The sequence below is a fragment of the Nocardia sp. NPDC005745 genome, from assembly GCF_040630775.1.
GTDB lineage: Bacteria > Actinomycetota > Actinomycetes > Mycobacteriales > Mycobacteriaceae > Nocardia.
Map to the genome: position 1 here is coordinate 63,267 of NZ_JBEXYF010000033.1, position 24,663 is coordinate 87,929.

The 24,663-nt window shown below is 68.6% G+C and carries 23 protein-coding genes and 1 pseudogene; 14 read left to right on the forward strand and 10 right to left on the reverse strand.

Translation table 11 applies throughout. The features are described 5' to 3' along the window. Nucleotides 1-77: 77 nt before the first annotated feature. From ABZ420_RS28170 to bfr, 5 genes are all read left to right on the forward strand, one after another. Nucleotides 78-1,061, forward strand: a complete 984-nt coding sequence (locus ABZ420_RS28170) for an MDR family oxidoreductase (RefSeq protein WP_357128745.1) — start codon at nucleotides 78-80, stop codon at nucleotides 1,059-1,061. A 13-nt stretch (nucleotides 1,062-1,074) separates the two neighbouring features. After that, nucleotides 1,075-2,268, forward strand: a complete 1,194-nt coding sequence (locus ABZ420_RS28175) for a MaoC family dehydratase N-terminal domain-containing protein (protein WP_357128748.1) — start codon at nucleotides 1,075-1,077, stop codon at nucleotides 2,266-2,268. Between the two features lie 28 nt (nucleotides 2,269-2,296). After that, nucleotides 2,297-4,006 (forward strand): class I adenylate-forming enzyme family protein, encoded by a 1,710-nt coding sequence (locus tag ABZ420_RS28180; protein ID WP_357128751.1) that lies wholly within the window; start codon nucleotides 2,297-2,299, stop codon nucleotides 4,004-4,006. A 209-nt stretch (nucleotides 4,007-4,215) separates the two neighbouring features. Continuing rightward, on the forward strand, nucleotides 4,216-4,407 hold the full coding sequence (locus tag ABZ420_RS28185) for a (2Fe-2S)-binding protein (protein WP_040871767.1): 192 nt from the start codon (nucleotides 4,216-4,218) through the stop codon (nucleotides 4,405-4,407). A gap of 58 nt (nucleotides 4,408-4,465) precedes the next feature. Continuing rightward, nucleotides 4,466-4,945 carry a bacterioferritin gene (gene bfr, locus ABZ420_RS28190; protein ID WP_062967666.1) on the forward strand — a complete coding sequence of 160 codons (480 nt, stop codon included), beginning with the start codon at nucleotides 4,466-4,468 and terminating at the stop codon, nucleotides 4,943-4,945. A 37-nt stretch (nucleotides 4,946-4,982) separates the two neighbouring features. Here the strand turns inward: bfr and ABZ420_RS28195 are convergent, their stop codons facing one another. Genes ABZ420_RS28195 through ABZ420_RS28215 form a run of 5 tightly spaced genes read right to left on the reverse strand, consistent with a single transcriptional unit; the run spans nucleotide 4,983 to nucleotide 10,233 of the window. Then, entirely contained in the window at nucleotides 4,983-6,113 is a 1,131-nt protein-coding gene (locus ABZ420_RS28195; protein ID WP_357128754.1) for an acyl-CoA dehydrogenase family protein, read from the reverse strand. Beyond that, on the reverse strand, nucleotides 6,110-7,306 hold the full coding sequence (locus ABZ420_RS28200) for an acyl-CoA dehydrogenase family protein (RefSeq protein WP_357128757.1): 1,197 nt from the start codon (nucleotides 7,304-7,306) through the stop codon (nucleotides 6,110-6,112). Before ABZ420_RS28200 ends, ABZ420_RS28195 begins: the two co-directional genes overlap by 4 nt. Continuing rightward, complete coding sequence (locus ABZ420_RS28205) at nucleotides 7,303-8,085, reverse strand: enoyl-CoA hydratase/isomerase family protein (RefSeq protein WP_357128760.1); 783 nt, start codon at nucleotides 8,083-8,085, stop codon at nucleotides 7,303-7,305. The genes ABZ420_RS28200 and ABZ420_RS28205 overlap by 4 nt, the downstream gene beginning before the upstream one ends. A gap of 4 nt (nucleotides 8,086-8,089) precedes the next feature. Next, the gene (locus ABZ420_RS28210; protein WP_357128814.1) at nucleotides 8,090-9,031 is read right to left on the reverse strand and encodes an acyl-CoA dehydrogenase family protein; all 942 of its coding nucleotides are present in this window, start codon (nucleotides 9,029-9,031) and stop codon (nucleotides 8,090-8,092) included. Nucleotides 9,032-9,063: 32 nt separating this feature from the next. Next, complete coding sequence (locus ABZ420_RS28215) at nucleotides 9,064-10,233, reverse strand: acyl-CoA dehydrogenase family protein (protein WP_357128763.1); 1,170 nt, start codon at nucleotides 10,231-10,233, stop codon at nucleotides 9,064-9,066. A gap of 121 nt (nucleotides 10,234-10,354) precedes the next feature. Here ABZ420_RS28215 and ABZ420_RS28220 point away from each other — a divergent pair, with 121 nt between their 5' ends. The 8 genes from ABZ420_RS28220 (at nucleotide 10,355) to ABZ420_RS28255 (ending at nucleotide 21,501) form a co-directional block, all read left to right on the forward strand. Further along, entirely contained in the window at nucleotides 10,355-11,161 is an 807-nt protein-coding gene (locus ABZ420_RS28220; protein ID WP_357128766.1) for a GntR family transcriptional regulator, read from the forward strand. 478 nt (nucleotides 11,162-11,639) lie between these two features. Beyond that, nucleotides 11,640-13,235 carry an SMP-30/gluconolactonase/LRE family protein gene (locus ABZ420_RS28225; RefSeq protein ID WP_357128769.1) on the forward strand — a complete coding sequence of 532 codons (1,596 nt, stop codon included), beginning with the start codon at nucleotides 11,640-11,642 and terminating at the stop codon, nucleotides 13,233-13,235. 6 nt (nucleotides 13,236-13,241) lie between these two features. Next, on the forward strand, nucleotides 13,242-14,102 hold the full coding sequence (locus ABZ420_RS28230; protein WP_357128772.1) for an SDR family oxidoreductase: 861 nt from the start codon (nucleotides 13,242-13,244) through the stop codon (nucleotides 14,100-14,102). A 29-nt stretch (nucleotides 14,103-14,131) separates the two neighbouring features. Continuing rightward, nucleotides 14,132-15,508: an aromatic ring-hydroxylating dioxygenase subunit alpha gene (locus ABZ420_RS28235; RefSeq protein WP_357128774.1), complete on the forward strand. Its 1,377-nt coding sequence runs from the start codon at nucleotides 14,132-14,134 to the stop codon at nucleotides 15,506-15,508. 56 nt (nucleotides 15,509-15,564) lie between these two features. Continuing rightward, entirely contained in the window at nucleotides 15,565-17,394 is a 1,830-nt protein-coding gene (locus ABZ420_RS28240) for an NAD(P)/FAD-dependent oxidoreductase (RefSeq protein WP_357128777.1), read from the forward strand. A gap of 45 nt (nucleotides 17,395-17,439) precedes the next feature. Continuing rightward, nucleotides 17,440-18,366: an SDR family NAD(P)-dependent oxidoreductase gene (locus ABZ420_RS28245; RefSeq protein ID WP_357128780.1), complete on the forward strand. Its 927-nt coding sequence runs from the start codon at nucleotides 17,440-17,442 to the stop codon at nucleotides 18,364-18,366. Next, nucleotides 18,356-20,062, forward strand: a complete 1,707-nt coding sequence (locus ABZ420_RS28250) for a thiamine pyrophosphate-binding protein (protein ID WP_357128783.1) — start codon at nucleotides 18,356-18,358, stop codon at nucleotides 20,060-20,062. The genes ABZ420_RS28245 and ABZ420_RS28250 overlap by 11 nt, the downstream gene beginning before the upstream one ends. A 2-nt stretch (nucleotides 20,063-20,064) precedes the next feature. Next, nucleotides 20,065-21,501 (forward strand): aldehyde dehydrogenase family protein, encoded by a 1,437-nt coding sequence (locus ABZ420_RS28255; protein ID WP_357128786.1) that lies wholly within the window; start codon nucleotides 20,065-20,067, stop codon nucleotides 21,499-21,501. Between the two features lie 33 nt (nucleotides 21,502-21,534). Here ABZ420_RS28255 and ABZ420_RS28260 read toward each other — a convergent pair whose 3' ends face one another. The 4 genes from ABZ420_RS28260 to ABZ420_RS28275 form a co-directional block, all read right to left on the reverse strand. Beyond that, nucleotides 21,535-22,371 carry a patatin-like phospholipase family protein gene (locus ABZ420_RS28260; RefSeq protein WP_357128789.1) on the reverse strand — a complete coding sequence of 279 codons (837 nt, stop codon included), beginning with the start codon at nucleotides 22,369-22,371 and terminating at the stop codon, nucleotides 21,535-21,537. A gap of 180 nt (nucleotides 22,372-22,551) precedes the next feature. Next, nucleotides 22,552-22,974, reverse strand: coding sequence for a hypothetical protein (locus tag ABZ420_RS28265; protein WP_245659770.1), 423 nt, complete (start codon nucleotides 22,972-22,974; stop codon nucleotides 22,552-22,554). Between the two features lie 325 nt (nucleotides 22,975-23,299). Further along, a complete protein-coding gene (locus ABZ420_RS28270) occupies nucleotides 23,300-23,725 on the reverse strand; it encodes a DUF4383 domain-containing protein (protein ID WP_357128793.1) in 426 nt (141 codons plus the stop codon). A gap of 110 nt (nucleotides 23,726-23,835) precedes the next feature. Further along, nucleotides 23,836-24,171 (reverse strand): hypothetical protein, encoded by a 336-nt coding sequence (locus tag ABZ420_RS28275; RefSeq protein ID WP_357128796.1) that lies wholly within the window; start codon nucleotides 24,169-24,171, stop codon nucleotides 23,836-23,838. Nucleotides 24,172-24,264: 93 nt separating this feature from the next. Between ABZ420_RS28275 and ABZ420_RS28280 the strand changes: the two genes are divergently transcribed. Beyond that, on the forward strand, nucleotides 24,265-24,447 hold the full coding sequence (locus ABZ420_RS28280; protein ID WP_357128799.1) for a hypothetical protein: 183 nt from the start codon (nucleotides 24,265-24,267) through the stop codon (nucleotides 24,445-24,447). A 134-nt stretch (nucleotides 24,448-24,581) separates the two neighbouring features. Here the strand turns inward: ABZ420_RS28280 and ABZ420_RS28285 are convergent. After that, nucleotides 24,582-24,663, reverse strand: a pseudogene (locus ABZ420_RS28285) (TetR/AcrR family transcriptional regulator); the annotation flags it as partial.

Below are 24,663 nucleotides of genomic sequence, written 5' to 3' on the forward strand. Positions count from 1 at the left end.
GAGAATGTCATTCTCCAAATTGGAAACTGTACATACACTCAAATGACCCACTCGTTCTAGGAAGGGAATTCTTCCGCATGTTTGCCGCAGTTCTGATCGAGAAGGGCGAGGCGGGACCGAAGGTCACGCTGACGAACGCGGACGAAGCGTCGCTGCCAGAGGGGGACGTCACCGTCGAGGTCGCCTACTCCACCCTCAATTACAAAGACGCCCTGGCGATCACCGGAAAGTCTCCCGTCGTGCGCGCGTTCCCGATGGTGCCCGGCATCGACTTCGCCGGTGTCGTCACCGAGAGCAGCCACGCGGATTGGTCGGTGGGTGACGACGTGATCCTCAACGGCTGGGGCGTCGGAGAATCGCACTGGGGCGGCCTCGCTCAGCGGGCCCGCGTGAACGGCGACTGGCTGGTGCCCCGGCCCGCCGAGTTCACCGCGCGACAAGCGATGACGATCGGCACCGCCGGATACACCGCGAGCCTGTGCGTCGAAGCGCTGCTGCGCCACGGCGTTCGGCCCGACGGAGGCGAGATCCTGGTGACCGGCGCGACCGGCGGCGTGGGCAGCATCGCGATCGCGCTGCTGAGCAGAGCCGGGTTCGCCGTCGCGGCCGCCACCGGCAAGACCGCCGAGACCGCCTACCTCCAGCAACTGGGCGCGGGCACCGTGGTGGATCGCGCCGAACTGGCCGAGCGCGGCAAGCCGCTACAGAAGGAGCGCTGGGCAGGTGTGGTCGACACCGTCGGCAGTCACACGCTGGCCAATGTGTGCGCCCAGACCCGGTACGGCGGCGCGGTGGCCGCCTGCGGCCTGGCTCAGGGGATGGACTTCCCCGCCACGGTCGCCCCGTTCATCCTGCGCGGGGTCACGTTGTTCGGCATCGACAGCGTGATGGCGCCCAAGCAGCGGCGCCTCGACGCCTGGGCGCGGCTCGCCCGTGACCTGGACCCGGCCGTCCTGGACGGCATCGCCCAGGAGATCCCCCTCGGCGAGGCCGCTGCCGCGGCCGGCCGGCTCGTCGACGGCGCCGTGTGCGGCCGGATCGTCGTCGACGTGAATCGTTGATCAGGAGCATCCCGTGACCAGGAAATCGATGAAATCGACTGTGGAACTCGATCTGTCCGACGTCGACCACCGGGTCGGCAAGCCGGTGGGCGGCGGCCAACTGTGGGACCCGTGCAGTTCCTCCGACATCCGCCGCTGGGTGATGGCGATGGATTATCCGAATCCGCTGCATTGGGATCAGGAATTCGCTCGCGAATCGCGATACGGCGGAATCGTGGCACCCCAATCCATCGCGGTCGCTTTGGATTACGGGCACGGCGCACAGCCGGCCTGCGTCGGCCACATCCCCGGCAGCCACCTGATCTTCGGCGGCGAGGAATGGTGGTTCTACGGCTGCCCGGTGCGCCCCGGCGACACCTTGTTCCAGGACCGGCGATTCCACGACTACAAGGTGGTGGAGACGAAGTTCGCCGGGCCGACGATGTTCTCCCGCGGCGACACCGTCCACCGCAATCAGCACGGCGCGCTGGTCGCCCGCGAAAGGTCCACCGCCATCCGCTATCTGGCGTCGGAGGCCATCAAGCGGGGCATGTACGACAGCCGGCTCGGCGCGGTGCGGACCTGGACCGCCGCCGAACTGGCCGAGATCGAGTCGCTGCGGCACGAGTGGATCCTGACCAACCGCGCCGGGGTCTCGCCGCACTTCGACGAAGTGAAGGTCGGGGATCGGCTGCCGCGCCGGGTGATCGGCCCGCACACCATCGCCGGCTTCACCACCGAGTACCGCGCCTTCTTGTTCAACATCTGGGGCACATTTCACTGGACCGCGCCGGCGGGCATCGATGATCCCTGGGTTTACCAGGATCCGGGCTGGACCGAGGGGTTCGCCTTCGACGAAGAGGGCGCGCGCATCGACCCGCGCAAGCGCGACGGCCTGTACGTCGGTCCCTCCCGCGGGCACATCGACGCCGACAAGGCGGGCGAGGTCGGGATGGCGCGGGCCTACGGCTACGGCGCCACCATGGGCGCCTGGTGCACCGACTACCTCTCCTACTGGGCCGGGCACGACGGCATCCTCCGCCACAGCAAGGCGGACTTCCGCCTGCCCGCTTTCGAAGGCGACGCGACCTACTTCGACGCCGAGATCATCGGCAAGGAAGCGGATTCGGTCTGGGGAGTACCGCTGGTGCAGGTGAAACTGCGGTTGACCAATCAGGACTTCGGCGTATTGGTGGACTGCACGGCCGAGGTCGAGCTTCCGTACTGACAGTCACCGGAAAGAAACGGGAGAGGCGATGCCCACCGACACCAACGACGTCCTCGCGCCTGCCGTGGCGATCGCCTCCGGGCCGCCGCTGTCCGAAGAGCCGGGTCTGGGACCGCTCACCCTGCCCGGCTTCCTGCGCGAAGTCACCCGCGGGTACGGCGACCGCGAGGCGCTCGTCGCGCACACCGGCACCGGCGTCGTCCGCTGGAGCTATGCCGAGTTGTGGGAGCGCGCCACCGAAGTGGCCCGCGCTCTGCGCGCCTGCGGGATCGGCAAGGACAGCCGGGTCGGCGTGCTGATGACGAACCGGCCGGAGTGGCTCTCGGCCGTCTTCGGCGTGTCGCTGGCCGGCGGGGTGGCCGTCGCCCTCAGCACCTTTTCCAGCCCCGCGGAACTCGACCATCTGCTACGGCTGTCCGGTGTGTCGATGCTGCTGTTCGAAAGGTCGGTGGCGAACAGAGATTTCGCCGACGTGCTGACCGGACTGGAACCCGCCGTCGGCACCGCCGCGCCGGGCGCTCTGCGCTCGACGGCCTACCCGTTCCTACGTCATCTCGCGATGGTCGGCGAACCGGTGCCCGATGCGGCGATCGACTCCTGGCACACGTTCCTGGCTCGCGGGCACTCCGAAGCACAGGAACTGATCGAGGCGACGGCCGCCACGGTGCGACCCGCGGATACCGCTGTGCTGTTCTTCTCCTCGGGAACCACCAGCAAGCCGAAAGGCATCCGCAGCGCGCACCGCGGCGTCGCCATCCAGATGTGGCGGTTCCGGCGCATGTTCGGGTTCGGCCCGGACGACCACGTGCGCTGCTGGACCGCCAACGGTTTCTTCTGGTCCGGCAACTTCGGTCAAGCGCTCGGCGCCACCCTGGCCGCGGGCGGCACCCTGGTGCTGCAATCAACCTTCGACGCCGCCGAGGCGCTGGAGTTGATGCGGGCCGAGCGAGTGAACTTCCCGGTCGCGTGGCCGCACCAGTGGGCGCAACTGGAAGGCGCGCCCAACTGGTCGACGACCGACCTGAGCAGCCTGCGATTCGTGGACGTGAGGACGCCCGCGGCGCGGCACCCTCGCGTGTCGACCACCTGGACCGAGCCCGGGCACGCCTACGGCAACACCGAAACCTTCACCATCACCACCTGTTTTCCGGCCGATACACCCGAGGACGAGATCGCGGGCAGCAGTGGCAAGCCGTTGCCCGGCAACACCGTCAAGATCGTCGACCCGCTCACCGGCGCGGTCGCGGCGCGCGGCGAGCGCGGCGAGATCTGCGTCAAAGGGCCGACACTCATGCTCGGCTATCTCGGCACCGCATTGGACGAGACGCTCGACGTCGACGGCTACTTCCACACCGGCGACGGCGGCTACCTCGATGACGCGGACCGGCTGTACTGGGAGGGGCGGTTGACCGACATCATCAAGACCGGCGGGGCGAATGTCTCCCCGCTGGAGGTCGACGAGGCGTTGGCCGGCTTCCCGGGTGTCAAGGTCGCGCGCACCGTCGGCGTACCGCACGAGACGCTCGGCGAGGTCGTGGTGGCGTGTGTGGTGCCGCACGCGGACGCGACCGTGGACGCCGCCGCGGTCCGCGCGTTCCTGCGCGAGCGGCTGGCCAGCTACAAGGTGCCGCGACAGGTGCTGCTGTTCGCCGAGGAGGACATCGCGCTCACCGGAAGTGCGAAGATCAAGTCCAGTGACCTGCGGCAGCTGGCGGTGAAGCGGCTGGCCGACAGCTAGCGCCACGGGCCCTGCCGAGGCTTCTCCCGTCCAGCGCGTCCAGTGCCGCGCCGACGGTCCCGAGGTCGCTCCGCCCGGCGACACCAGACACGGCGACACCGCACCCACCGGGCTTCACACAGCCGATCCCGGATGCTATATATTAGGGGAGGCTTACCTCGTTAGTCGAGGCTAACCTCATTGAAACGGTGACCTGGCTGTGAGGCTTCATGTACGTGTGCATCTGTAACGCGCTGTCCGAAGGTGACGTGCACACCTGCGTCGCGGCCGGGGCCGACAGTGTCCGCCAAGTGAAGAACGCCTGCGGCTGGAAGCCCGGCTGCGGCAGTTGCACGGCGCGATTGGCCGAGGTCATCGGCCGCGCCCGCGCGACGACCGAGGCGCAACCCTCGGCCGCCTGATCCGACACACCAGGCGGTCTGCCTGCCGCTGCGCACAATCTGTGCCACGATCGCAGCTATGGACGGCGACAAGGACATCGTGGCGTTGCTCAACGAGCAGCTGACGGCCGAACTCACGGCGATCAACCAGTACTTCCTGCACGCCAAGATGCAGGAGAACTGGGGCTTTACCAAGCTGGCGCGGCACACTCGGCACGAGTCCATCGATGAGATGAAGCATGCCGAACTCCTCACCGACCGGATTCTCTTCCTGGACGGCCTGCCGAACTACCAGAAGCTCAATCCGTTGCGCATCGGGCAGAGCGTGCCGGAGCAATTGCGGGCCGACCTGCAGATCGAGCTGGAAGCGGTCGAACGGCTTCGCCGGGGCATCGAGTTGATGCGGTCGCGCGGCGACGTGACCTCGGCTCGCATCTTCGAGCACATCCTCGAAGACGAGGAGCAGCACGTCGACTACCTGGAGACCGAACTCGACCTGGTGGAGAAGCTGGGCGAGCCGCTGTACCTCCAGCGCTTCACCGAGACCCCGGAGGACTGACCCGGTATCCGGGGCGCCTGCGAACGGCTGTCCGGCGCTACGCCGAGTCGTATCGCCGGGCCAGTCGTTTCCGATGCTCGGCGGGCGTACCGAAGAGGGAACGATCGAGCGTTGCCCGCTTCAGGTACGCGTGGATCCCGCTTTCCCAGGTGTAGCCCATGCCGCCGTGCAGTTGCATGGCCTTCCCCGCCACCCGCACCGCCGTCTCGGTGCTCAACGCCTTGGCCATCGACGCCACGTCGCCCGCGTCCGGCGCCGACGTCGCCTCGGCCCGGACGGCGGCCGCTACCACCTGCCGGGCCACCGTGACCTGCACCAGCATGTCCGCGCAGGCGTGTTTGACGGCCTGGAAGGAACCGATCGGACGGCCGAACTGCTCGCGCACCGCGGCGTAGCCGACGGTGGCCTCGAGCATGGCCTCGCTCAGTCCGAGGCTGTCGCAGGCCATCGCGACCGCCGCCCGGTCGTACAACCGCCGCACGGCGCGCTCCCCGTCGCCACGGAATCGCCACACCGCCGCCGGCGCCACCGCGACGTCGTCGGCGGTTACGCGCCCGAGGCTGCGGGTCGCGTCGACCACCGGTCGCGCGGTGACCACCGACCCGGTCGCACCGGATTCCACTGCCGCGAGCACGATCTCGCCGCCGGGATCGCGGGCAGGAACGAGCAGCCGGTCCGCGCCCGGCGCGTCGAGCACGAAGTCGGCGCAACCGTGCAGGCGCAGGCCGCCGGTACCGGTCACCAGCCGGAACGGCGATTCGACCGGCGTGCGATCGGCGTGCGCGGAGACCGCACCTGACGACTCGGCGCCGGCCCGCCGCTCCCCCGCAAGCGCGACAACCGGAACCACCGCACCGGCGACGGTGCCGCGAAACAACTCGTCCCGTTGCGGATTCGGCTCCAGCAAGGCGAGCGCGCCGACGGCGAGCACCGCCACCGACGGGTAGGCGCCACGGGCGACCGCTCGGCCCACTTCACGGAGCACCACGGCGACTTCGGCGAAAGTCGCTCCGGCACCGTCGAATTCGGCGGGCGCCTCCAGACCGAGCCACCCCGATCGAGCGATCGGCGACCAGTCGACCGCCGACTCGGAATCGGCTTCGCCGAGCAGGTCGCGCGCCACCGCGCGCAAATCGTCGTGGCTGGCGGCGAATTCGTCGCTCATCATGTTCCCGTCGGTTCCCGGGGCAGGCCGAGCCCGCGCTCCGCGATGATGGTGCGCTGGATCTCGCTGGTCCCACCCGGAATAGTCCATTCCCAGGAGCCGACGAAGTCGAGCACCCAGGCGCCCGACTCCCAGCCGCTGGACATCGGTTTGCGCAGCACAGTGTGCGCGGCCAGTCCCCCGACCTCCGTGCCGAAATCCGTCATCCGCTGCAACAATTCGCTGTAGTACAGCTTCACCACCGAAGCGTCGGCCGGGCCCGCGACGCCCGCCTCGTGCCGCTCCACCAAGTCGCGGCACAATGCGCGCAATCCGAAGATCTCGATCTCCAGCGCGGCCAGCCGATCGGCCACCACCGCGTCGTCGACCGCTCGCCGCCCACCGGGATCGGCTCGCTCGCACGCTTCGAGGAGCCATCGGAATCCGGCGTTGCCGAGCCGTTCGGCCAGCTCCAGCATGGTCAGGCCCCGCTCGGCGCCGAGCGTCCGCTGCGCCACCTGCCAACCCGCGTGTTCCGCGCCGACCAGCCCGTCCGCCGGGATCCGCACCTCGTCCAGGAAGATCTCGCAGAAGTGCGATTCCCCGGTGGCCTGCCGGATCGGGCGCACTTGGATGCCGGGGCTGCGCATGTCCAGCAGGAAGTAGGAGATGCCGCGCCGCTTCGGGGCGCCCGGGTCGGTGCGGGCCAGCAGCAGGCACCAGTCCGCGTATTGCGCACCGCTGGCCCACACTTTCTGCCCCGTCACGACATAGCCGTCACCGTCTCGGCGGGCGCTGGTCCGCAATGCCGCCAGATCGGATCCGGCGCCGGGTTCGGAGAAGCCTTGTACCCAGATCTCGCCGTCCAGGATCGCGGGGAGATGCCGCCGCCGCTGCTCGTCGGTCCCCGCCGCCAGCAACGTCGCGGCCGCGTGGTGAACGGCCACGAAGGCCAGCACCAGTCGCGGCGCGTCATGGGCGGCGAGTTCCTGATACAGCACGATCTGTTCCGGGATGGACATGCCGCCGCCGTATTCACGCGGCCAATGCGGCACCGCGTATCCCGCATGGCGGAGCTGCTGGAACCACTCGTGCTGGAAACGGACGAATTCCGCGTCCGTGGGGCCGGTCTGCGACCGCCGCCAATCGGCGGGCACGTGCGCGCGGCACCAGTCCCGGACCTCGCCGCGGAACCCGTCGAGGTCGTGCCCGGTCACCGTGCCCGCGCCCGCTGTCGCAACGCCAGCAGCCGGTCCCGGTGTTCCGGTGACCGCATGGTGACCACCTCGGCGGCGAAACCGGCTTGCATCGGACCACCGAGCGCCTGGGACAGGTACATGTTCACCACCCGTTTCGTGCTGCGCAGCGCCTCCGGCGGCAGGGCGGCCAACCGGACGGCCAGTTTCCTGGCCTCGCGGAGCAATTCGTCCGCGGCGACGACCCGCGACGCCAATCCGACCTCGACGGCGGTGGCGGCATCGATCCGGTCGCCGGTGTACAGGAATTCCCGCGTCCGAAGGATCGGGGTGAGCAGCGGCCAGAACGCGGCGCCGCCGTCCCCTGCGACCAGCCCGACCGCCACGTGCGGGTCGGCCAGGTAGGCGCGATCCGACATCAGCACGACGTCGCACAGCACCGCCAGGCTGGCGCCGAGCCCCATCGCCGCGCCGTTCACCGCGGCGATCACCGGCAGCGGGAAGCGCAGCATCTCCTCGATGATCTGGGCACCTTCGCGAATGCTCTCGTCCCGCGCGACCGGGTCGTCCGCGAAGGAGCTGATCCACTCCAGGTCGCCACCCGCGCTGAAGGCCCGGCCGGAACCGGTGAGGATCACGACTGCGGCCTCCTGGTCCGCGGCCAGCTGCCGCCACACCCCGGCCAGCGCTCGGTGCAACTCGGCGTTCACCGCGTTGAGCTCGTCGGGGCGGTCGATGACGACGATACGGACGGGCCCTTCGCAGGCCACGGTCAGCACATCGGGCAGGTCGTAGCGCATGGCGTCACCCTTCCCCCGGATCGGAGAACAATCCGGTCAGGCCGCGGCGGCCCGCCAGCCGGGCCAGCAGATCCTCGGTGGCGACCGAGCCGAGCGGAAGTCGGCGCAACGGCAGGCTGTAACGCGACAGCCAGGACAGCGGCGACTCGTCGCAGAAGCCGAGGGCGCCGTGCAATTGGTGGGCGACGCGGAACACGGCCTCGGCCGCCTCGAGTGTCGCGGAACGCAGAGCCAACGCGTCGATCAGCGCATCGCCGCGCTCGGCTTGAATGCTCCACAACGCGTGGCGGGCGAGCATGTCCACGCCGCGCCGTTCCACCTCGGCGTCGGTCAACTGGAACTGCACCGACTGGAACTCGGCCAGCGGCTTGCCGAACTGCTCCCGGACCAGCACGTGGGCCCGGGTGAGTTCGACGGCACGATCGAGCATGCCGAGCAGGGTCCAGCACGGCAGCACCAGCGCCAACGCCAGGTCGGCGCCGCCGCCGGTGTCCACCGGCGACACCTCCAGCCCCGTCACGAACGCCGACTCACGCGCGGACGCGCGGGGTGGTCGCACCACCACCGAGCCCCGGGAACCGTTCAGAGTCACCGCTGCCCAGCGCAGGTCGAGATGCGCGACCGCCGCGGCGGGCTCGTCCTCCGACACCACCACCAACCCGTCGACCTCCAAGTCGACGGGGCGGGCCAGCCGCTCCGCGACCGGATAGGGCGTGGCCCAGTAGCCGGCGCTGCGGCACAGCGCCGCGGCCGCTTCCAGTTCGACCGGATCGCGCCGCGGCTCCAGCTCCCACGCGCCGAGTTCGCCGAACACCGGCGCGACGAGCGCGCGGCGCGCGGGCTCGCGCTCGGCCCACCGCACCAACTCGTCGCCGCCCGCCGCGCGCAACGCGCGCACGGCCTGCTTGCCGTATTCCGTTGCCTCGGCGCACAGTTCGATGGTCATCGCCCGACCGCCCGCCGGGAACGACGCGGCGGTCATGCGGCCTCCCCCGCCCGGCGCGGGCCACTCAGCAACGAGCGCGCCAGCAGGATCTTCTGCATCTCGATACTGCCGGAGGCGACCGTGGCGGCGTTCGCGTATCGCCAATGGTCGTCCACCGCGCGCCGGAACCGGTGCCCGCGCTCTTCTTCCGAGCCCGCGAAGGCGGCGAGTTCGGCCAGAACACTCGCGCTTTCCTGATCGAGCCGGGTCACCGCGATGCGGTAGGCCGCGGCGTCACCCGGTGTGACCCGCCCGGCGCTCTGCATCGCGACCACCTGATACGCCAGTAGCCGCGCCCGCCGCGCCCGGGTGAGCATGCGGGCCCAGCGACCGCGCAATTCGGCCGGAGCCGTCTCCCACCGCGGGCCGAGAACATCCGGCGCGGCCTGCAACAGCCGCTCACAGCGCGCGTAGCGGGCGATGCCGACGCGTTCGAACGCGAGCACCTCCTGCACCACCGACCAGCCCTCGTCGACCCGACCGAGCACGTCGGCTTCCGTCACGCGCACCCCGTCGAAGAAGACCTCGTTGAGGTGGTGCGGGCCGAGCATGGACCGGATCGGCCGGACCTCGATCCCCGGATCGGACATCGGCACCAGGAAGACGGTGAGCCCTTGCTGTTTCCGCGCCCTGGTCGCGGTGCGCGCGAGCAGGAAACACCACTGCGCCATGGTGGCGTAGGAGGTCCAGATCTTCTGGCCGGAGATACGCCAGCCCTCGCCGTCGCGTCGAGCGCTGGTCCGCAAGGAGGCCAGGTCGGACCCGGAGTCCGGCTCGCTGAAGCCCTGGCACCAGATCGTCTCACCGCGCGCGATCGGCGGCAGGTGCTTGCGCTGCTGTTCCGCCGTGCCGTGCCGCATGATCGTCGGGCCCACCCAGTTGACGCCCATGTACTGCGCCCCGCGAGGTTCGTGGTGCGCCCACATCTCCTCGCGGACCACGGTCTGCTCCCACACCGAGGCGCCGCGGCCACCGAACTCCGCGGGCCAGGCCGCGCACAGCAGGCCCCGCTCGGCCAGCACCCGGCAGAAACGCTGAGCGACAGCCAGATCGGCCGGATCGTCGGTGAACGCGCCGAGGTAGTCGGCGGGGACCTCTTCGGCAATCAGCCGCCGTAGTTCACCCCGGAGGCGGGTGGCGGCCTCACCCATAGTGAAGTCCATGTGGCGCACAATACTTCAATCCTCATAAGGATAGCAATATTTGTATGGTCATCTCGCGGTGACTACACTGCCGCCATGACGGAAAGGCGTGCCCGGTGAGGACCAACCAGAGGCGGACCGCATGACGGCCGCCAGACGCGGCCGGGTCCCGCAGCGTCGTATCGCGGAGACCGTCGCCGCGGAGCTGCGCACCCGGATCCTGGCCGGCGAGGAGAACTATCGGCTTCCCACCCAGGATCAGCTGGTCCAGGACTTCGGGGTGAGCTACCCCTCGATCCGCGAGGCGCTGCGCATCCTGGAGACCGAGGGCCTCGTCACCGTCCGCCGGGGCAATGTGGGCGGCGCCGAAGTGCACCGGCCCGACGAGACGTCGGCGGCGTATCATCTCGGTCTGGCCCTGCAAGGTGCGCGCGTCACCCTCGGCGATCTCGCCGCGGGCCTGCGCACGCTGGAACCGCAGTGCGCGGCCGCCTGTGCCGAGCGGCCCGACCGCGCCGAGACCGTCGTCCCCGCGCTCACGGAGAACGTCGAGAAGTCGGCCGAGCTCATCGACGACGGCGTCGCCTTCACCCACACCGCTCGCGAATTCCACAACCTCATCGTCTCGTTCACCCCGAACCTGACCATTCGCTACGTCGTGAGCACGCTGGTCACGCTGTGGTCGGCACAGGAGGAGGCGTGGGCGGAGGCACTGACCCGGCGCGGGGAATACCCGTCCGAGGCCGAGTCGACCGAAGCCGTGCGCACCCATCGCCGCATCACCCGCGAGATCGCGGAGGGACGGGCCGCCGAAGCCGAACGCCTGTACCGCACCCATCTCGCCGCCACCCAGACACTCGTGTTGCAGCGGTTCGACGACGGCGTGGTGAACGCTTCGTCCGCCGGTGCGCGGCTGGCGATCCAGTCGGGTCTGCGCTCGCAGATCTGAGTTCGTCGAGCCGCCGTCTCGCACGTCGCCGCACCTCCGTCTGGCAAGAGCAAGTCGGTTGCGCATCACCCTACCCGCTGTACGATAATGACGTTTTCACAGTGTGAAATTGGGTTGCAAGAATCCGGCTATAGCCAGGTAGCACCCTGTGCGGTCGGCCGCAGAGCGTCCATCCGCCAGCCGAACCCGCCGCCGACGCCGCCCCTCGAGCGGAAAATCTTGGCACACAGTGCCATCAGCCCTGACGTGGTCGTAGCGAGATGCTCGGCGGCGACGCTCCGATGACGCACGACCACCCTGAGGCGAACCTACTCAGAGGTAGCCAACCAATTAAGTATTGCTATCCTTACGAGGATTGAAGTAGCGTGGCCCACGACACACCGCCCGCCCCACGTGGGTGCCGGATTCCGTCGCCCGGACCGCCGGGCCGGGCTGTGTCAGTGGATATCGACTTTCTCATCGCATGGGAGGCCCCGCCTTGACTCGAGGGGCGCGCTACAGCACCACCACACCGATAACACTCGCCGAGGGGTGGAGCGTTCGACGACTCACCCCGCCGAGCCGACTGTTCGGTGCGAACGGCCTGCGGACGGGTGCCGACGGCCGGATCTACGTCGCCCAGGTGGCGGGCAGCCAGATCAGCGCACTCGACGTCGCCACCGGCGACCTCGAGACCATCAGCGCCAAGGGCAGCGACATCATCGCCCCCGACGACCTGGCCTTCGATCCCGAGGGCAATCTGATCGCCACCGAGTACATGGACGCGCGGGTGAGTATGCGCGGTACCGACGGCCGCACCCGTGTGATCCGCGACGATCTGCCGGGCGCCAACGGCATCACGGTGTACAACGGCCGGTTGTTCGTCAACGAATGCCGGATCGGCGGTCGCCTCATGGAGCTGCCGCTGGACGGCGGCGCGCCGCGCATTCTGCAAGACGACCTGCCGATGCCCAATGCCATGGAGGTCGGCCCCGATGGTCTCCTCTACTACCCGGTCATGGGGACCAACGACATCTGGCGGATCGATCCCGACGGAGGTGCGCCCGAACGAGTCGCCGGTGACCTCGGCGTGCCCGACTCGGTCAAGTTCGACTCCGCGGGCTTCATCGTCTCCACCCAGGTGCAGACCGGCGAGGTGCTGCGAATCAACCCGCGCACCGGGGACCGTCAGGTGCTGGCGAGCCTGGATCCCGGATTGGACAACTGCACCTTCGTCGGCGACCGCCTGTTCGTCTCGAACTTCTCCGGCGAGATCACCGAGATTCTCACCGGCGGCCGGACCCGGCCGGTCCTGGAAGGCGGCCTGCTGTGGCCGCTGGACCTGACCGTCGGCCACGACGGCGATCTCTACGTCGCCGACGGCACCTTCTTCTACGTGTTTCGTGACGGCAGATTGCACACGGTCGCCTCCCTTTTCAGCGCCGGCAACCCCGGCTATGTACGCGGCGTCAGCGCCGTCGGATCGGGCGAGTTCCTGTGCGCCACCTCCACCGGGCAGATCGCGTACTACCGCCCGGGCACGGACGAGGAGCCCGAGATCGTCGCCGACGGGTTCGATCAGCTCTACGGGGTCGCGGCAACCGCGAACGGGATGATCGTCGCCGCGGAACTCGGCGCGGGCCGGGTGCTATCGATCCGGTCCGGCCAGGTCGACGTGCTGGCCTCCGGGCTGAACGCCCCGATGGGTGTCGCGTTCGGCCCGGACGGCACGCCCCTGATCTCCGAATCCGGAGCCGGGCGGATCGTCTCGATCAGCGGCGCCGGAGTCGACACCGTGGTGGACGGGCTGGAGACGCCGCAGGGAATTCTGGTGCGCGGCACACAATTACTGATCCTCGACGCCGGTTTGCAAGCCTTGGTCTGCGTCGATCTCGAGACCGAGGCGCGGCAGACGCTCGCCGCGAACCTTCCGGTCGGCGCGCCGCCCGGGGTCGTCGCCAAACCCTTGCGCGGCACTCCCCCGTTCTCCGGACCCATGGGCCCGTTCGCGGGGCTCGCCGCCGGACCGGACGGCACGATCTATCTCTCCGCCGACGCCGAGGGCAGTGTGCTGGCACTGCGCGGGAAGGCATGACCGGCCATGACCGATGACGGCCGCACACACGACTTCTTCGGACTGACCGGGCGCGTCGTCATCGTCGCAGGCGCGGGCGGTGGCGGCATCGGCACCGCCGTCACGCGCCTGATCGCCGGCGCAGGCGCCACCGTGATCGGGGTGAGCCGCTCGAAGGAGAACCTCGCCGAGCATGTCGAACCACTTGCCGCGGAAGGGCTTTCCGTGCTGACCGTCGCGGCCGACGTCGGCACCGAGGAGGGTGTCGCGACCGTGCTCGAGCACGCCCGCTCGGCGCCTGGCGAGTTGCACGGACTGGTCAATGTGGCGGGCGGCGCCGCGGTGCGCACCTGGATGCCCGCGACCCGGGTCACCCGGGAGGACTGGCGGGCGTTGTTCGCCCAGAACCTGGAGACGATGTTCTTCATGAGCCAGGCGGTGGCCGCGGAGCTCAAATCACAAGGCCGGCCCGGTTCGCTGGTATCGCTCTCCTCGATCAGCGGCATGAACACCGCACCGTTCCATATCGCCTACGGCACCGCGAAGGCGGCGCTGGTCGCGGCAACCCGGACCTTGGCGGTGGAGCTGGCCCAGGACGGCATCCGGGTGAACGCCGTCGCGCCGGGCGTCACCGAAACGCCGGCCTCCGGCACCTACGTCGACGACGATCCCCAGCGCGACCGCCGGGCCATCGCCATGGGCAGACGCGGGCGGCCGGAGGAGCAGGCGGGCCCGATCCTGTTCCTGCTGTCGGATCTGTCGACCTACGTCACGGGCCAGACCCTGCTGGTGGACGGCGGCCTGAACCTCAGGTGGACCCATCTCGGGGATGACCACACGTCGCTGTTCCTCAAGGACGAGAACTTCCGCGCATCCATCACCCGCTGACGCACCCGAGTTATGACCAGGAGCATGTCATGAGCGAAACGACAAACGGGGCAACGACATCCGCGACTGCCGAACCGTTGTCGACGCCGATGACGATCGGCGTCGAGGCGTACATCTCGGAGGAATACGCACGCGCCGAGGGCGACAAGCTCTGGGCCAAGGTGTGGCAGCAGGTCGAACGGGTCGAGGAGATTCCCCGGGTCGGCGACTTCCTCACCTACGAGATCCTCGACGATTCGATCATCGTCGTGCGCACCGCACCGGACACCATCCGGGCCTACCACAACGTGTGCGCGCACCGCGGCCGCAAACTGATCGACACCCCGGATGGCGCGCACGACGCCCGCGGCAGTCGCAAACAGTTCGTGTGCGGTTTCCACGGGTGGCGTTACGACCTCGAGGGCCGCAACACCTTCGCGGCCGAGCGCGAGGATTGGTCCTGCGGTCTCACCGAGCGCAACGACGGGTTGAACCGGGTGCGGGTCGACACCTGGGGCGGTTGGATCTGGATCAACATGGACCCCGACGCGCAACCGCTGCGGGAGTACCTCGAGCCCGCGGCCGATCTGCTCGAACACTTCGAACTGGAGAACATGCGCTACCGCTGGCGGCGGTGGCTGACCTTCGACTGCAACTGGAAGGTCGCCTTCGAGGCGTTCATGGAGACCTACCACGTGCCCTACACCCACCCGGAGTTCATGAACTTCGGCACTTTCCTCGGATGGTCGCGGGCGCAGGGCAAGCACAGCAATATCGGCTACGACGCCCCCAAGGGCATGGAGGAGAACCAGGCCAAGGTGCGCGTCGGCAGCGGTCCGGACGCGCGCGTCTCCACCGCCACGCTACAGAACTTCACCTGGGAGAACGCCAATACCAACACCACCCGCACGCTGGTCGACGTCGCCAATCGGCTGGTCGACGAACTGCCCGAGGGCACCCCGGCCGGTGAGGTGCTGCGCTACTGGCTGGACACCGCGCGGTCGGAGGACGAGGCACGCGGCGTGGTCTGGCCGAAGGTCGACCCCGACATCGTCGCCAGGGCGGGCACCGCGTGGCAGATCTTCCCCAACTTCCAGATCGGCCACGCACTGAACAACATGCTGTGCTACCGGTTCCGGCCCTACGGCTACGACCCGGGCAAGTGCATCTTCGAAGCCGCCGTGTTCGAACTCTTCCCGCCCGGCCAGGAGCCGCGGACCGAGTGGGAGTACACCCCCGTCGGCGACCCCGGCTGGCGGACCGTCCTACCGCAGGACTTCGCCAATATGGCCGCGGTCCAGCAGGGCATGAAGAGCCGCGGCTTCTCCGGGCCGAAACCCAACCCCTATCGCGAACGCAGCGTGGTGAATCTGCACCACAACCTCGCCGAGTACATGGGTACCGGCGAGCCGCGCGATCTGACCTGACGAGCGGGACCCGCCGGTCCGCCACCGATGACCGAGACAGAGATCCAGGAATCCGAATGCAAGAGTGCAAGCCCACGGTTACGCCCGATGTCGATCGGGACGCCCTCCGCGCGAAATATCTCGCCGAACGCGACAAGCGCCTGCGGCCCGAGGGACAGAAGCAATATTTGCTGACCGAGGGCGAATTCGCGGATTACTACGAAGAGGATCCGTACACGCCGGTCGAGCCGCGAGACGAGATCACCGACGAGATCGAGGTGGCGATTCTCGGTGGCGGTTTCGCGGGTCTCATCGCCGCGCACCGGTTGCGGCAGGCCGGTGTGGACGATTTCCGGATCATCGAATTGGGCGGCGACTTCGGCGGGGTCTGGTACTGGAATCGCTACCCCGGCATCCAGGTCGACTCGGACAGCTACTGCTATCTGCCGTTGCTCGAGGAGACCGGCTACATGCCGAAGGAGAAGTTCTCCTTCGGCGACGAGTGCTACGAACACGCCCAGCGCATCGGCAAGCACTTCGGCCTGTACGAGAAGGCGATCTTCCACACGCTGATCCGATCGCTGGAATGGGACGAGCAGATCGGACGGTGGCGGATCGCGACCAACCGGGGCGACGACATCCGCGCCCGGTTCGTCGTGATGTGCCAGGGTCCGTACAACCGGCCGAAACTGCCCGGCATCCCCGGCATCACGCAGTTCCAGGGCCACACGTTCCACACCGCGCGCTGGGACTACGCGTACACGGGCGGCACGCTGAAGGGCGGCCTGGACAAGCTCGGCGACAAGAAGGTGGCCATCATCGGCACCGGCGCCAGTGGTATCGGGACGATCCCGCATCTGGCCGAAGGCGCCGGACACCTGTACGTGTTCCAGCGGACGCCGTCCTACATCTTCGAGCGCGGCAACACCGCGACCGACCCCGAATGGGTGAACTCGCTGCGGCCGGGCTGGCGGGAGGAGCGGCAGCGCAACTTCCACAACGCCGCCTACGCGTTCTACTCCCCGGGCGAGCCGGACCTGATCTGCGACGGCTGGACCGAGGTCGCCCGCAACGTGGCCGCCCACCTGGACGCCACCGGCGGCTGGGCCGAACTGGCGACGAATCCGCTGAAGGTCATGGAGCTCAAGGAGGCCGAGGACTACCGCGCGATGGAGCGTGTGCGCCGCCGCGTCGAGGAGATCGTGACGGACGAGGCGACGGCCGAGGCGCTCAAGCCGTACTACCGGCACCTGTGCAAACGACCGGGCTTCAGCGACAACTACCTACCGGCGTTCAACCGCCCGAACGTCACGCTCATCGATGTCTCGGACACCAAAGGGGTGGAGCGCATCACGGCGAAGGGCATCGTCGCGCACGGTGTCGAATACGAGGTCGACTGCATCGTCTTCGCCAGCGGCTTCGAGATCAGCAGCGACATCGACCGCAGGCTCGCCATCCAGCCGTTCGCCGGGCGAGGCGGCCGGTCGCTCTACGAGCACTGGAACGCGGGATTCCGTACCCTGCACGGGATCATGTCGCACGGGTTCCCGAACCACTTCGCGACCGGGTTCGTCCAGGGCGGGGTGACCGCGTCCACTACGCGGATGTTCGAGCAGCAGGCCGATCACATCGCCTACATCATCTCCGAAGCCCTGGCCCGGGGGGCCACCACGGTGGAGCCCAGTGCGGAGGCCGAGGAGGCGTGGATCGCGACCATCCGTGCCAATTCGTTCGACAACAGCAACTTCGTCCGGGAATGCACCCCGGGCTACTACAACAGCGAGGGCGAACCGAACGGGCGGTCGTTCCTCGGTGATCCCTTCTGGGGTGGCTTCTACGTGCTCGAGGACCTGCTGCGGGACTGGCGCGACACCGGCCGGCTGGAGGGTCTCGTCCTCGGTGCATGACGAGTCTCCCGCCATCACGACGCACCTGTGAGAGGACCGACCACCTTGCCAGAACTCAGATTCGACGATCGCGTAGCCGTGATCACCGGCGCCGGAAGAGGTTTGGGTCGCGCATATGCACTGCTGCTCGCCGCGAAGGGGGCCAAGGTGGTGGTCAACGACCTCGGCAGCAGCGTGCGCGGCGACAGCGTCGAGGCCCACCCGGCCGCGGAGGTGGTCGCCGAGATCGAAGCGGCGGGCGGCACCGCCGTCGCCTGCACCGAGTCGGTGGCCACGGCCGAAGGCGGGCGCGCGATCATCGACACGGCGCTCGACCGGTACGGCCGCCTGGACATCCTCGTGCACAACGCGGGCAACGTCCGCTACGGTTCGCTGCGGCAACTGAGCTACGAGGATTTCGACGCGGTGCTCGACGTGCACCTGCGCGGCGCGTTCCACGTCGTCCGGCCCGCGTTCCCGGTCATGGCCGAGGCGGGTTACGGCCGCGTGGTCCTGACCTCGTCCATCGGCGGGCTGTACGGGAACAAGGGCGTGGCCAACTACGCCATGTCGAAGGCGGGCATAATCGGCCTGTCGAATGTGATCGCCCTGGAGGGAGCCGAATTCGGCATTCTCGGCAACGTCATCGTGCCCGCCGCGGTGACGCGACTGGCCGACGGACTCGACACCTCGTCCTATCCGCCCATGGGACCGGAATTGACGGCGCCGGCCGTCGGCTGGCTCGCCCATGAGTCCTGCTCGATCACCGGCGAGATGCTGGTGTCGGTCGCCGGACGGGTGGCCAGGGCCTACATCGCCGAGACCCCCGGGGTCTACCGCCCCTCGTGGACGGTCGAAGAGATCGGCGAGCAGATCGACGCGATCCGCGATACGACCGGCTCCTGGATTCTGCCTGCCGTTCCCTCGGGGCACAGCGATCACATCAGGAAGAGTTTCGAGCTAGCCACGGAAGCAGGACAGCATGCCCGTTAAGGTCTACGAACGTATTCTTCAGCTCTTCGAAGCCGAGGGCATCAACACGATATTCGGTATTCCCGACCCCAATTTCGTGCACATGTTCCACCTCGCCGAGGAACGCGGCTGGAATGTCGTCGCGCCGCATCACGAGGAATCGGCCGGTTTCATGGCCGAGGCGGTCTCGCGGATGACCGGTAAGGCCGCGGTGTGCATCGGCACCCTCGGGCCGGGCGTCGCCAATCTGGCGGGCGCGATGATGTGCGCGAAGGTCGAGAATTCGCCGGTGATCTTCCTCGGCGGGCAGCGCGCCCGGATCACCGAGCAGCGGGTGCGGCGCGGGCGTATCCAATTCGTCAAGCAGGCCGAACTCTTCGCACCGTCGGTGAAGTACCACGCCAGCATCGAATACGCCGACCAGACCGACGAGATCATTCGCGAGGGCTTGCGCCGAGCACTCACCGGAACACCCGGGCCGGTCTACATCGAGTGGCCCAAGCACATCATCCAAGAGGAACTCGACGTTCCGGAACCTCTGCCGCCCAGCCGGTATCGGCTCGTCGGCCAGACCGCGGGCCAGGACCGGATCGAGGAGGCGGCGCGGCTGATCCGCGCGGCGCGACAGCCGGTCCTGCTCGTCGGGCACGGCGTGCACACCACGCGCGCCGGGGGCTCGGTGCGCGCGCTCGCCGAGCTGATGGCTTGCCCGGTTATCCAGACCTCCGGCGGTACTTCGTATATCGAGGGACTCGAGGACCGCACCTTCGCTTACGGCTTCTCGCCGTCGTCCATCGATGCGGTGGTGCGATCGGATCTGTGCCTGGCCGTCGGCACCGAACTCGGTGAGCCCGTCCACTACGGGGTGGGCCGGCACTGGGTGGCCAACGAGGCGAACCGGAAATGGATTCTGGTGGAACAAAATCCGGAGGCCATCGGGGTCAATCGCCCCATCGATGTTCCGCTCGTCGGTGACCTGCGCGCGATCGTCCCGCAGCTGGTCGAGGCACTGAAGGACACGCCTCGCACGCCGTCGCCCGAGCTCGCCGGCTGGATCGAGCAGGATGCCGCCCGGCTCGCCGAACTGTCCGAAACGGCGCCGTCGGGCCGATCCCCGGTACACCCCGCGCGACTCGTCGTCGAGGCGACCGAAGTGTTCCCCTCCGACGGCATCATGGTCCGCGACGGTGGCGCCACCACGATCTTCGGCTGGACCTATTCGCAGGCCAAGCCGCACGACGTGATCTGGAACCAGAACTTCGGGCACCTCGGCACCGGGCTGCCCTACGCCATCGGCGCCTCGGTGGCCGAGGGCAGGAAGCGGCCGGTCATGCTGGTCACCGGCGACTCGTCGTTCCTGTTCCACATCGGCGAACTGGAGACCGCGGCGCGACTGAACCTTCCGCTGGTCTGCGTGGTGGCCGTGGACTACGCGTGGGGCCTCGAAGTCGGGGTCTACAAGGGGCTTTTCGGGCCCGGGTCGCTGGAGACCGGTACGCACTGGAGCGCCGACACCCGTCTGGACAAGGTCGCCGAGGGCTTCGGCTGCTACGGCGAATTCGTCGACCACGACCAGGACATCGCCCCGGCCATCAAACGGGCGTACGCCAGCGGCAAACCGGGCGTCATCCACGTAGCCGTCGATCCGAAGGCGAACTCCGAGGAGATGCCGAGTTACGACGAGTTCCGCACCTGGTACGCGGAAGGGACACAGTAGTCATGCGCGAGTATTCCCAGTTCTACATCGACGGCGCCTGGGTCGACCCGGCCGAGGCGCGGTCCTTCGAAGTCGTGAACCCGGCGACCGAAGCGGTGTGCGGCACGGTCGCCAACGGCTCGGCCGCGGACGTCGACCGGGCGGTCTCGGCCGCCCGCGAGGCGTTCGCCGCTTGGTCGGCGACCACGGTGGCGGAGCGGATCGCGTTGCTGCGCGCCATCGGCGCGGAGTACGGCAAACGCGCGGACGACCTCGCCGCTGCGCTGACCGAGGAGATGGGCGCACCGAGCGCGCTGGCCTGCGGATTCCAGGTGGATCTCGGGGCCGGGCACCTGTCGACCGCCATCGAGGTCCTGGAGAATTTCGCCTTCGAGCAGCGGCGCGGCGCCACCCTGGTCGTCAAGGAGCCCATCGGCGTTTGCGGCCTCATCACGCCGTGGAACTGGCCGATGAGCCTGATCGCCGTGAAGGTGTTCCCCGCCCTCGCCACGGGTTGCACCACGGTGCTCAAGCCGTCGGAACGCTCGCCGTTCACCGGGCAGATCTTCGCCGAGATCCTCGATGCCGCAGGCGTTCCCGCCGGCGTCTTCAATCTGGTCCAGGGCGACGGTCCCAGCGTCGGGGTGCCGCTGTCGGCGCATCCGGACGTGGATCTGATCTCCTTCACCGGCTCCACCCGTGCGGGCATCGAGATCGCGCGCAATGCCGCGCCCAGCGTCAAGCGGGTCACCCAGGAGCTGGGCGGCAAAAGCGCGAACATCGTGCTCGACGACGCCGACTTCACCACCAATGTCGCCGCCGCGATCGGCCCGATGATGATGAACTCCGGCCAGACCTGCAGCGCGCTGTCGCGCATGCTGGTCCCCCGTGCCCGCATGGACGAGGCCATCGACACCGCGCGCCGAGCCGCTGCCCAGCTCAGCGTGGGCGACCCCACCGGTGATGCTGCGCTGGGCCCCGTGGTCTCCGGTTCGCAGTTCGACAAGATCCAGGCGTTCATCCAGAAGGGCATCGACGAGGGAGCCACGCTGGTGGTGGGCGGCACCGGCCGCCCAGACGGACTCACCAAGGGCTACTACGTGCGGCCCACCGTGTTCGCGAACGTCACCAACGACATGACCATAGCCCGCGAGGAGATCTTCGGCCCGGTGCTGGCCATCCTCGGCTACGACAGCGTCGACCACGCCGTCGAGATCGCCAACGACACCGAGTACGGACTCGCGGGCAATGTCGCGGGCTCCGATCTGGACCAGGCCCGCTCCATAGCCCGCCGCATCCGGTCGGGCTGGATCACCATCAACGACGCCTTCGACTTCCACGCCCCCTTCGGCGGCTATCGCAAGAGCGGAAACGGCCGCGAGTGGGGCGAATTCGGATTTCACGACTACCTGGAGATCAAGGGCATCCTCGGGTACGCACCGGAAGAAGCCGGATCGTAGCGGAGCACGGACGGGAGGGGACGGGTGGCTGGTTCAGGGGTTCGGCCAGACGTCCTTCAGTCGCAGCGCCGCCTCGGCGGACTGGCGCACACCGGCCGCATGGGCGGGGGCCAGCGCGGCCGGGTCGAACACGTCGAGTCCGAACGCGGTGATGGCGTGGTCGTCGGGCACTAGGGAAATCTCTGTGGCCGAACCCAATTCACGATCGCTGGGAATGCGCGGGAACATGTGCGCCAACGGTTCGACAATCACCACGACGTCCGCGCCCGCGGCCAGGTCCGCGTTGACCGGGGAGCGCAACCCGCCGTCGATGTAGTGGCGGCCGTCGATCGGAATCGGCGGGAAGACACCCGGCACCGCGGTGCTCGACGCCAGCGCGGCGGGCAACGACGCCGCGCCGTCCCTGGTCCACGCGCGCAACTCGCCGGTGGTGATATCGATCGCCGTGACGACCAGATCGCGCGCTGGCCACCGCGCCACACCGGCCAGCCCACCCATGCGCGCGATGTGCTCGTTTGGATCACCCACCTGCGCGGCCAGCGCCAGCTCACCCGCCCGGCGGCGCGCCTGCGCGGGATCCTGTCCGGGGGCGCGCAGGACGGCGAATATCTCCGCCATCCGCGCTGGATCCGCCTGTACCGGCGCCGACGTCGACGGCCGCAGCAAACGCGCCGGATCACCGCCGTCGGCCAGGACCGCGCCGACCACCGCACCGGCCGAGGTGCCGACGAACCGGTCGGCCAGGGACAAATCGATTCCGCTGTCGCGCAGCCCGGTAGCCAATCCCGCCAACCACGCGAGGCCGACCGGACCACCTCCACCGAGCACGAGCGCGACCGAGAATCCGTTGGGTGACACCGTCTCCGACATACCGCCAGCCTATCCATCCCGGTCGCGGCAACCACTACGCTCGATCGGCCGCCCTTCGCTACCAGCGGTGATAGCCCGGATCATCGACACCACCGATCTGCGACCACGTCGAGCGCGACCCGCATCGCTATCAGCGCAGGCCCGGCCGTCGGCTCAGAACGCTCGCCGGCACCGCGCGAACTATGCCCAGATGCGCGACAGCGCCGAGCGGGAGTATGTCTGCTGGGGCGTGACCGTGATCAGGTCGCACACCTCGACGAGTTCGGCCGGTACCGCGTTGCCGAAGTGCTGCAGCCCCGGTGCGATGACCGCATCGACACCGAAGGTGCGTGCGGCTTCGACCAGGCGATCGACCGGTGCGTCGGTACCGGCGCCGAAGGTCACGGTCTTGCACAGCTCGTAACCCAGCCGCTTCGCCAAACTCCGCATCTGCGCTTCGTCCCAATCCTGGGACACACCCGAGACGTCCTTGCGGAGATATCCCAGCGCGGGTGGTTTGGCCCTCATCGGTACTCCCTCGGCGCGGTCGTTGCTGAAGTGGTCGAAGCGCCTGCACTCCCACAGCTCGAGCGGCGTCGGCGCATCGAGGAACGGGCTGAGCAAGGTATTGACATCATATGTTGTCTACAGCAGCTGATGTCAACATGTGCGGCGTGCGGCAAGTGCAACTTCTTCCCGGGCCGGACCGGGCCTCCCGCCGAGCGTAGCGCCGCCCCTCCGGCATTACGGGGCTCGTGGACGGACGCCGAGATCCCTTGGCTCGGCGGCAATCTCCCAGCGGCAAGACACCGGCCCTCGACTAGGACATGTTCTAGTCGAGGGCCGGTGTCGAAGCGCTCCTGCGCCCACTTCCTGCTACCGGCGGCCCCCCGCTCCACCGCCTTCGGTCATCCCGCGGGCGGCTCGATCGGGCTGGGTCGGGCGCGCTCTATTCCAGAATCCCGGACTGCCTGCCCGCGCCGGGCGCTTGGGTCGCGGGCCGCCGCGCCAAGATCACTCCCAGCGCGATCATGCCGGCACCCAGCACGAAGTGCAGCCAGTTGTCCGCCGTGTCGAGCGGCACGAAGTTGGCGTCGCTGTCGGGGTTCACGACGAGTCCGTACAGCCACAGGATCAGATAGACCACACCGCCGCCGATGAGGTACGCGCGCGCCGATGCGGCGGTGCGTGCGGCCAGCACTCCGGCGAACCCGAAAGCCAGATGGACCACGTTGTGCAGCACGGAAACGCCGAACACACCGAGCAACTGAGCCTGGGAGTGATGTCCCGCCCAGTCGAGTTCGCTGTAGTCGGTGGTGATCCCCGGAATGAACCCGAGGATGCCGACCAGGAGGAATACCGCTCCTACGGCCATGGCGGCGACCTGAAGAGGAGACCGCCGATCTGTTGTCGCGCCTGGTGGGGAAGTAGTAGACATCGCCGAGCCGACCCTTTCCACTGGTAGTGGGTACCTTCGTCCCCGTGCTACCCCAGCGGGAAGTGGGCAAACAGGCAGGCTGCTGCACGCTTGTCGGCGGAGGTGGTGGTCGACGGCCCGGACGACGTGGCGGCGCCACGATCGCCGAGCCGATGGTGGACATCAGCGCCGCACAACGAACGGGTGCGACGCCGAATCACCGAGACCCGGCCCACATACCAGGTCACCAGTGGCGCGCCGTGATCCTTGTCTCCTGCGCCGACTACACCGGAGCCGTGCCGCACGGAGGAACCGGCGTTCGCGCTGGTGCGACGGGCCGGACAGACGTCGATGGCGGCTTCGGTGGCGGCGCGCGGCTGCCACCCTCGACTCGCGTAGGCCACGCGCTCGGGCGATACTGTGCAGGACTCGAAAACAACTGTCCGCCTTGGTAAGCCAGCGCAGTCTGTCAGCCGGATGGGTGATGCCCGGGAGGCATGGCAGTGTTGGTGTGGTGCGTTGTGGCGATGATCGTCGCCGTCCTGTTGGGCACAGCGGCAACGGCGATGGTGTGGGATCCGCGCGGCCGTCGCCGCGCGGCCGTCGCCGCGCCGATTCCGGTGCGGGCGACCGCGGAGTCCGCGGTGCCGAGCGCAGGCGATTGGCCGCGCACGCGCTGAACGGAACACGGCGCTGATCCCGGACACCGGATCGGCGCCGTCCGCGAGTTCGGGCGATCAGGCGGCGAAGCGATGTTCGCGCGGCCGGGTCGGAACAGCAGGAAGCGGCCGAGGCGGTATCACGCCTCGGCGGCAAGGTCGTCGATGACGTGGTCGATGATGTCGCGCTTGTTGCTGAAGTACCGGTAGAAGGTGCCGTGACCGATGCCAAGCTGT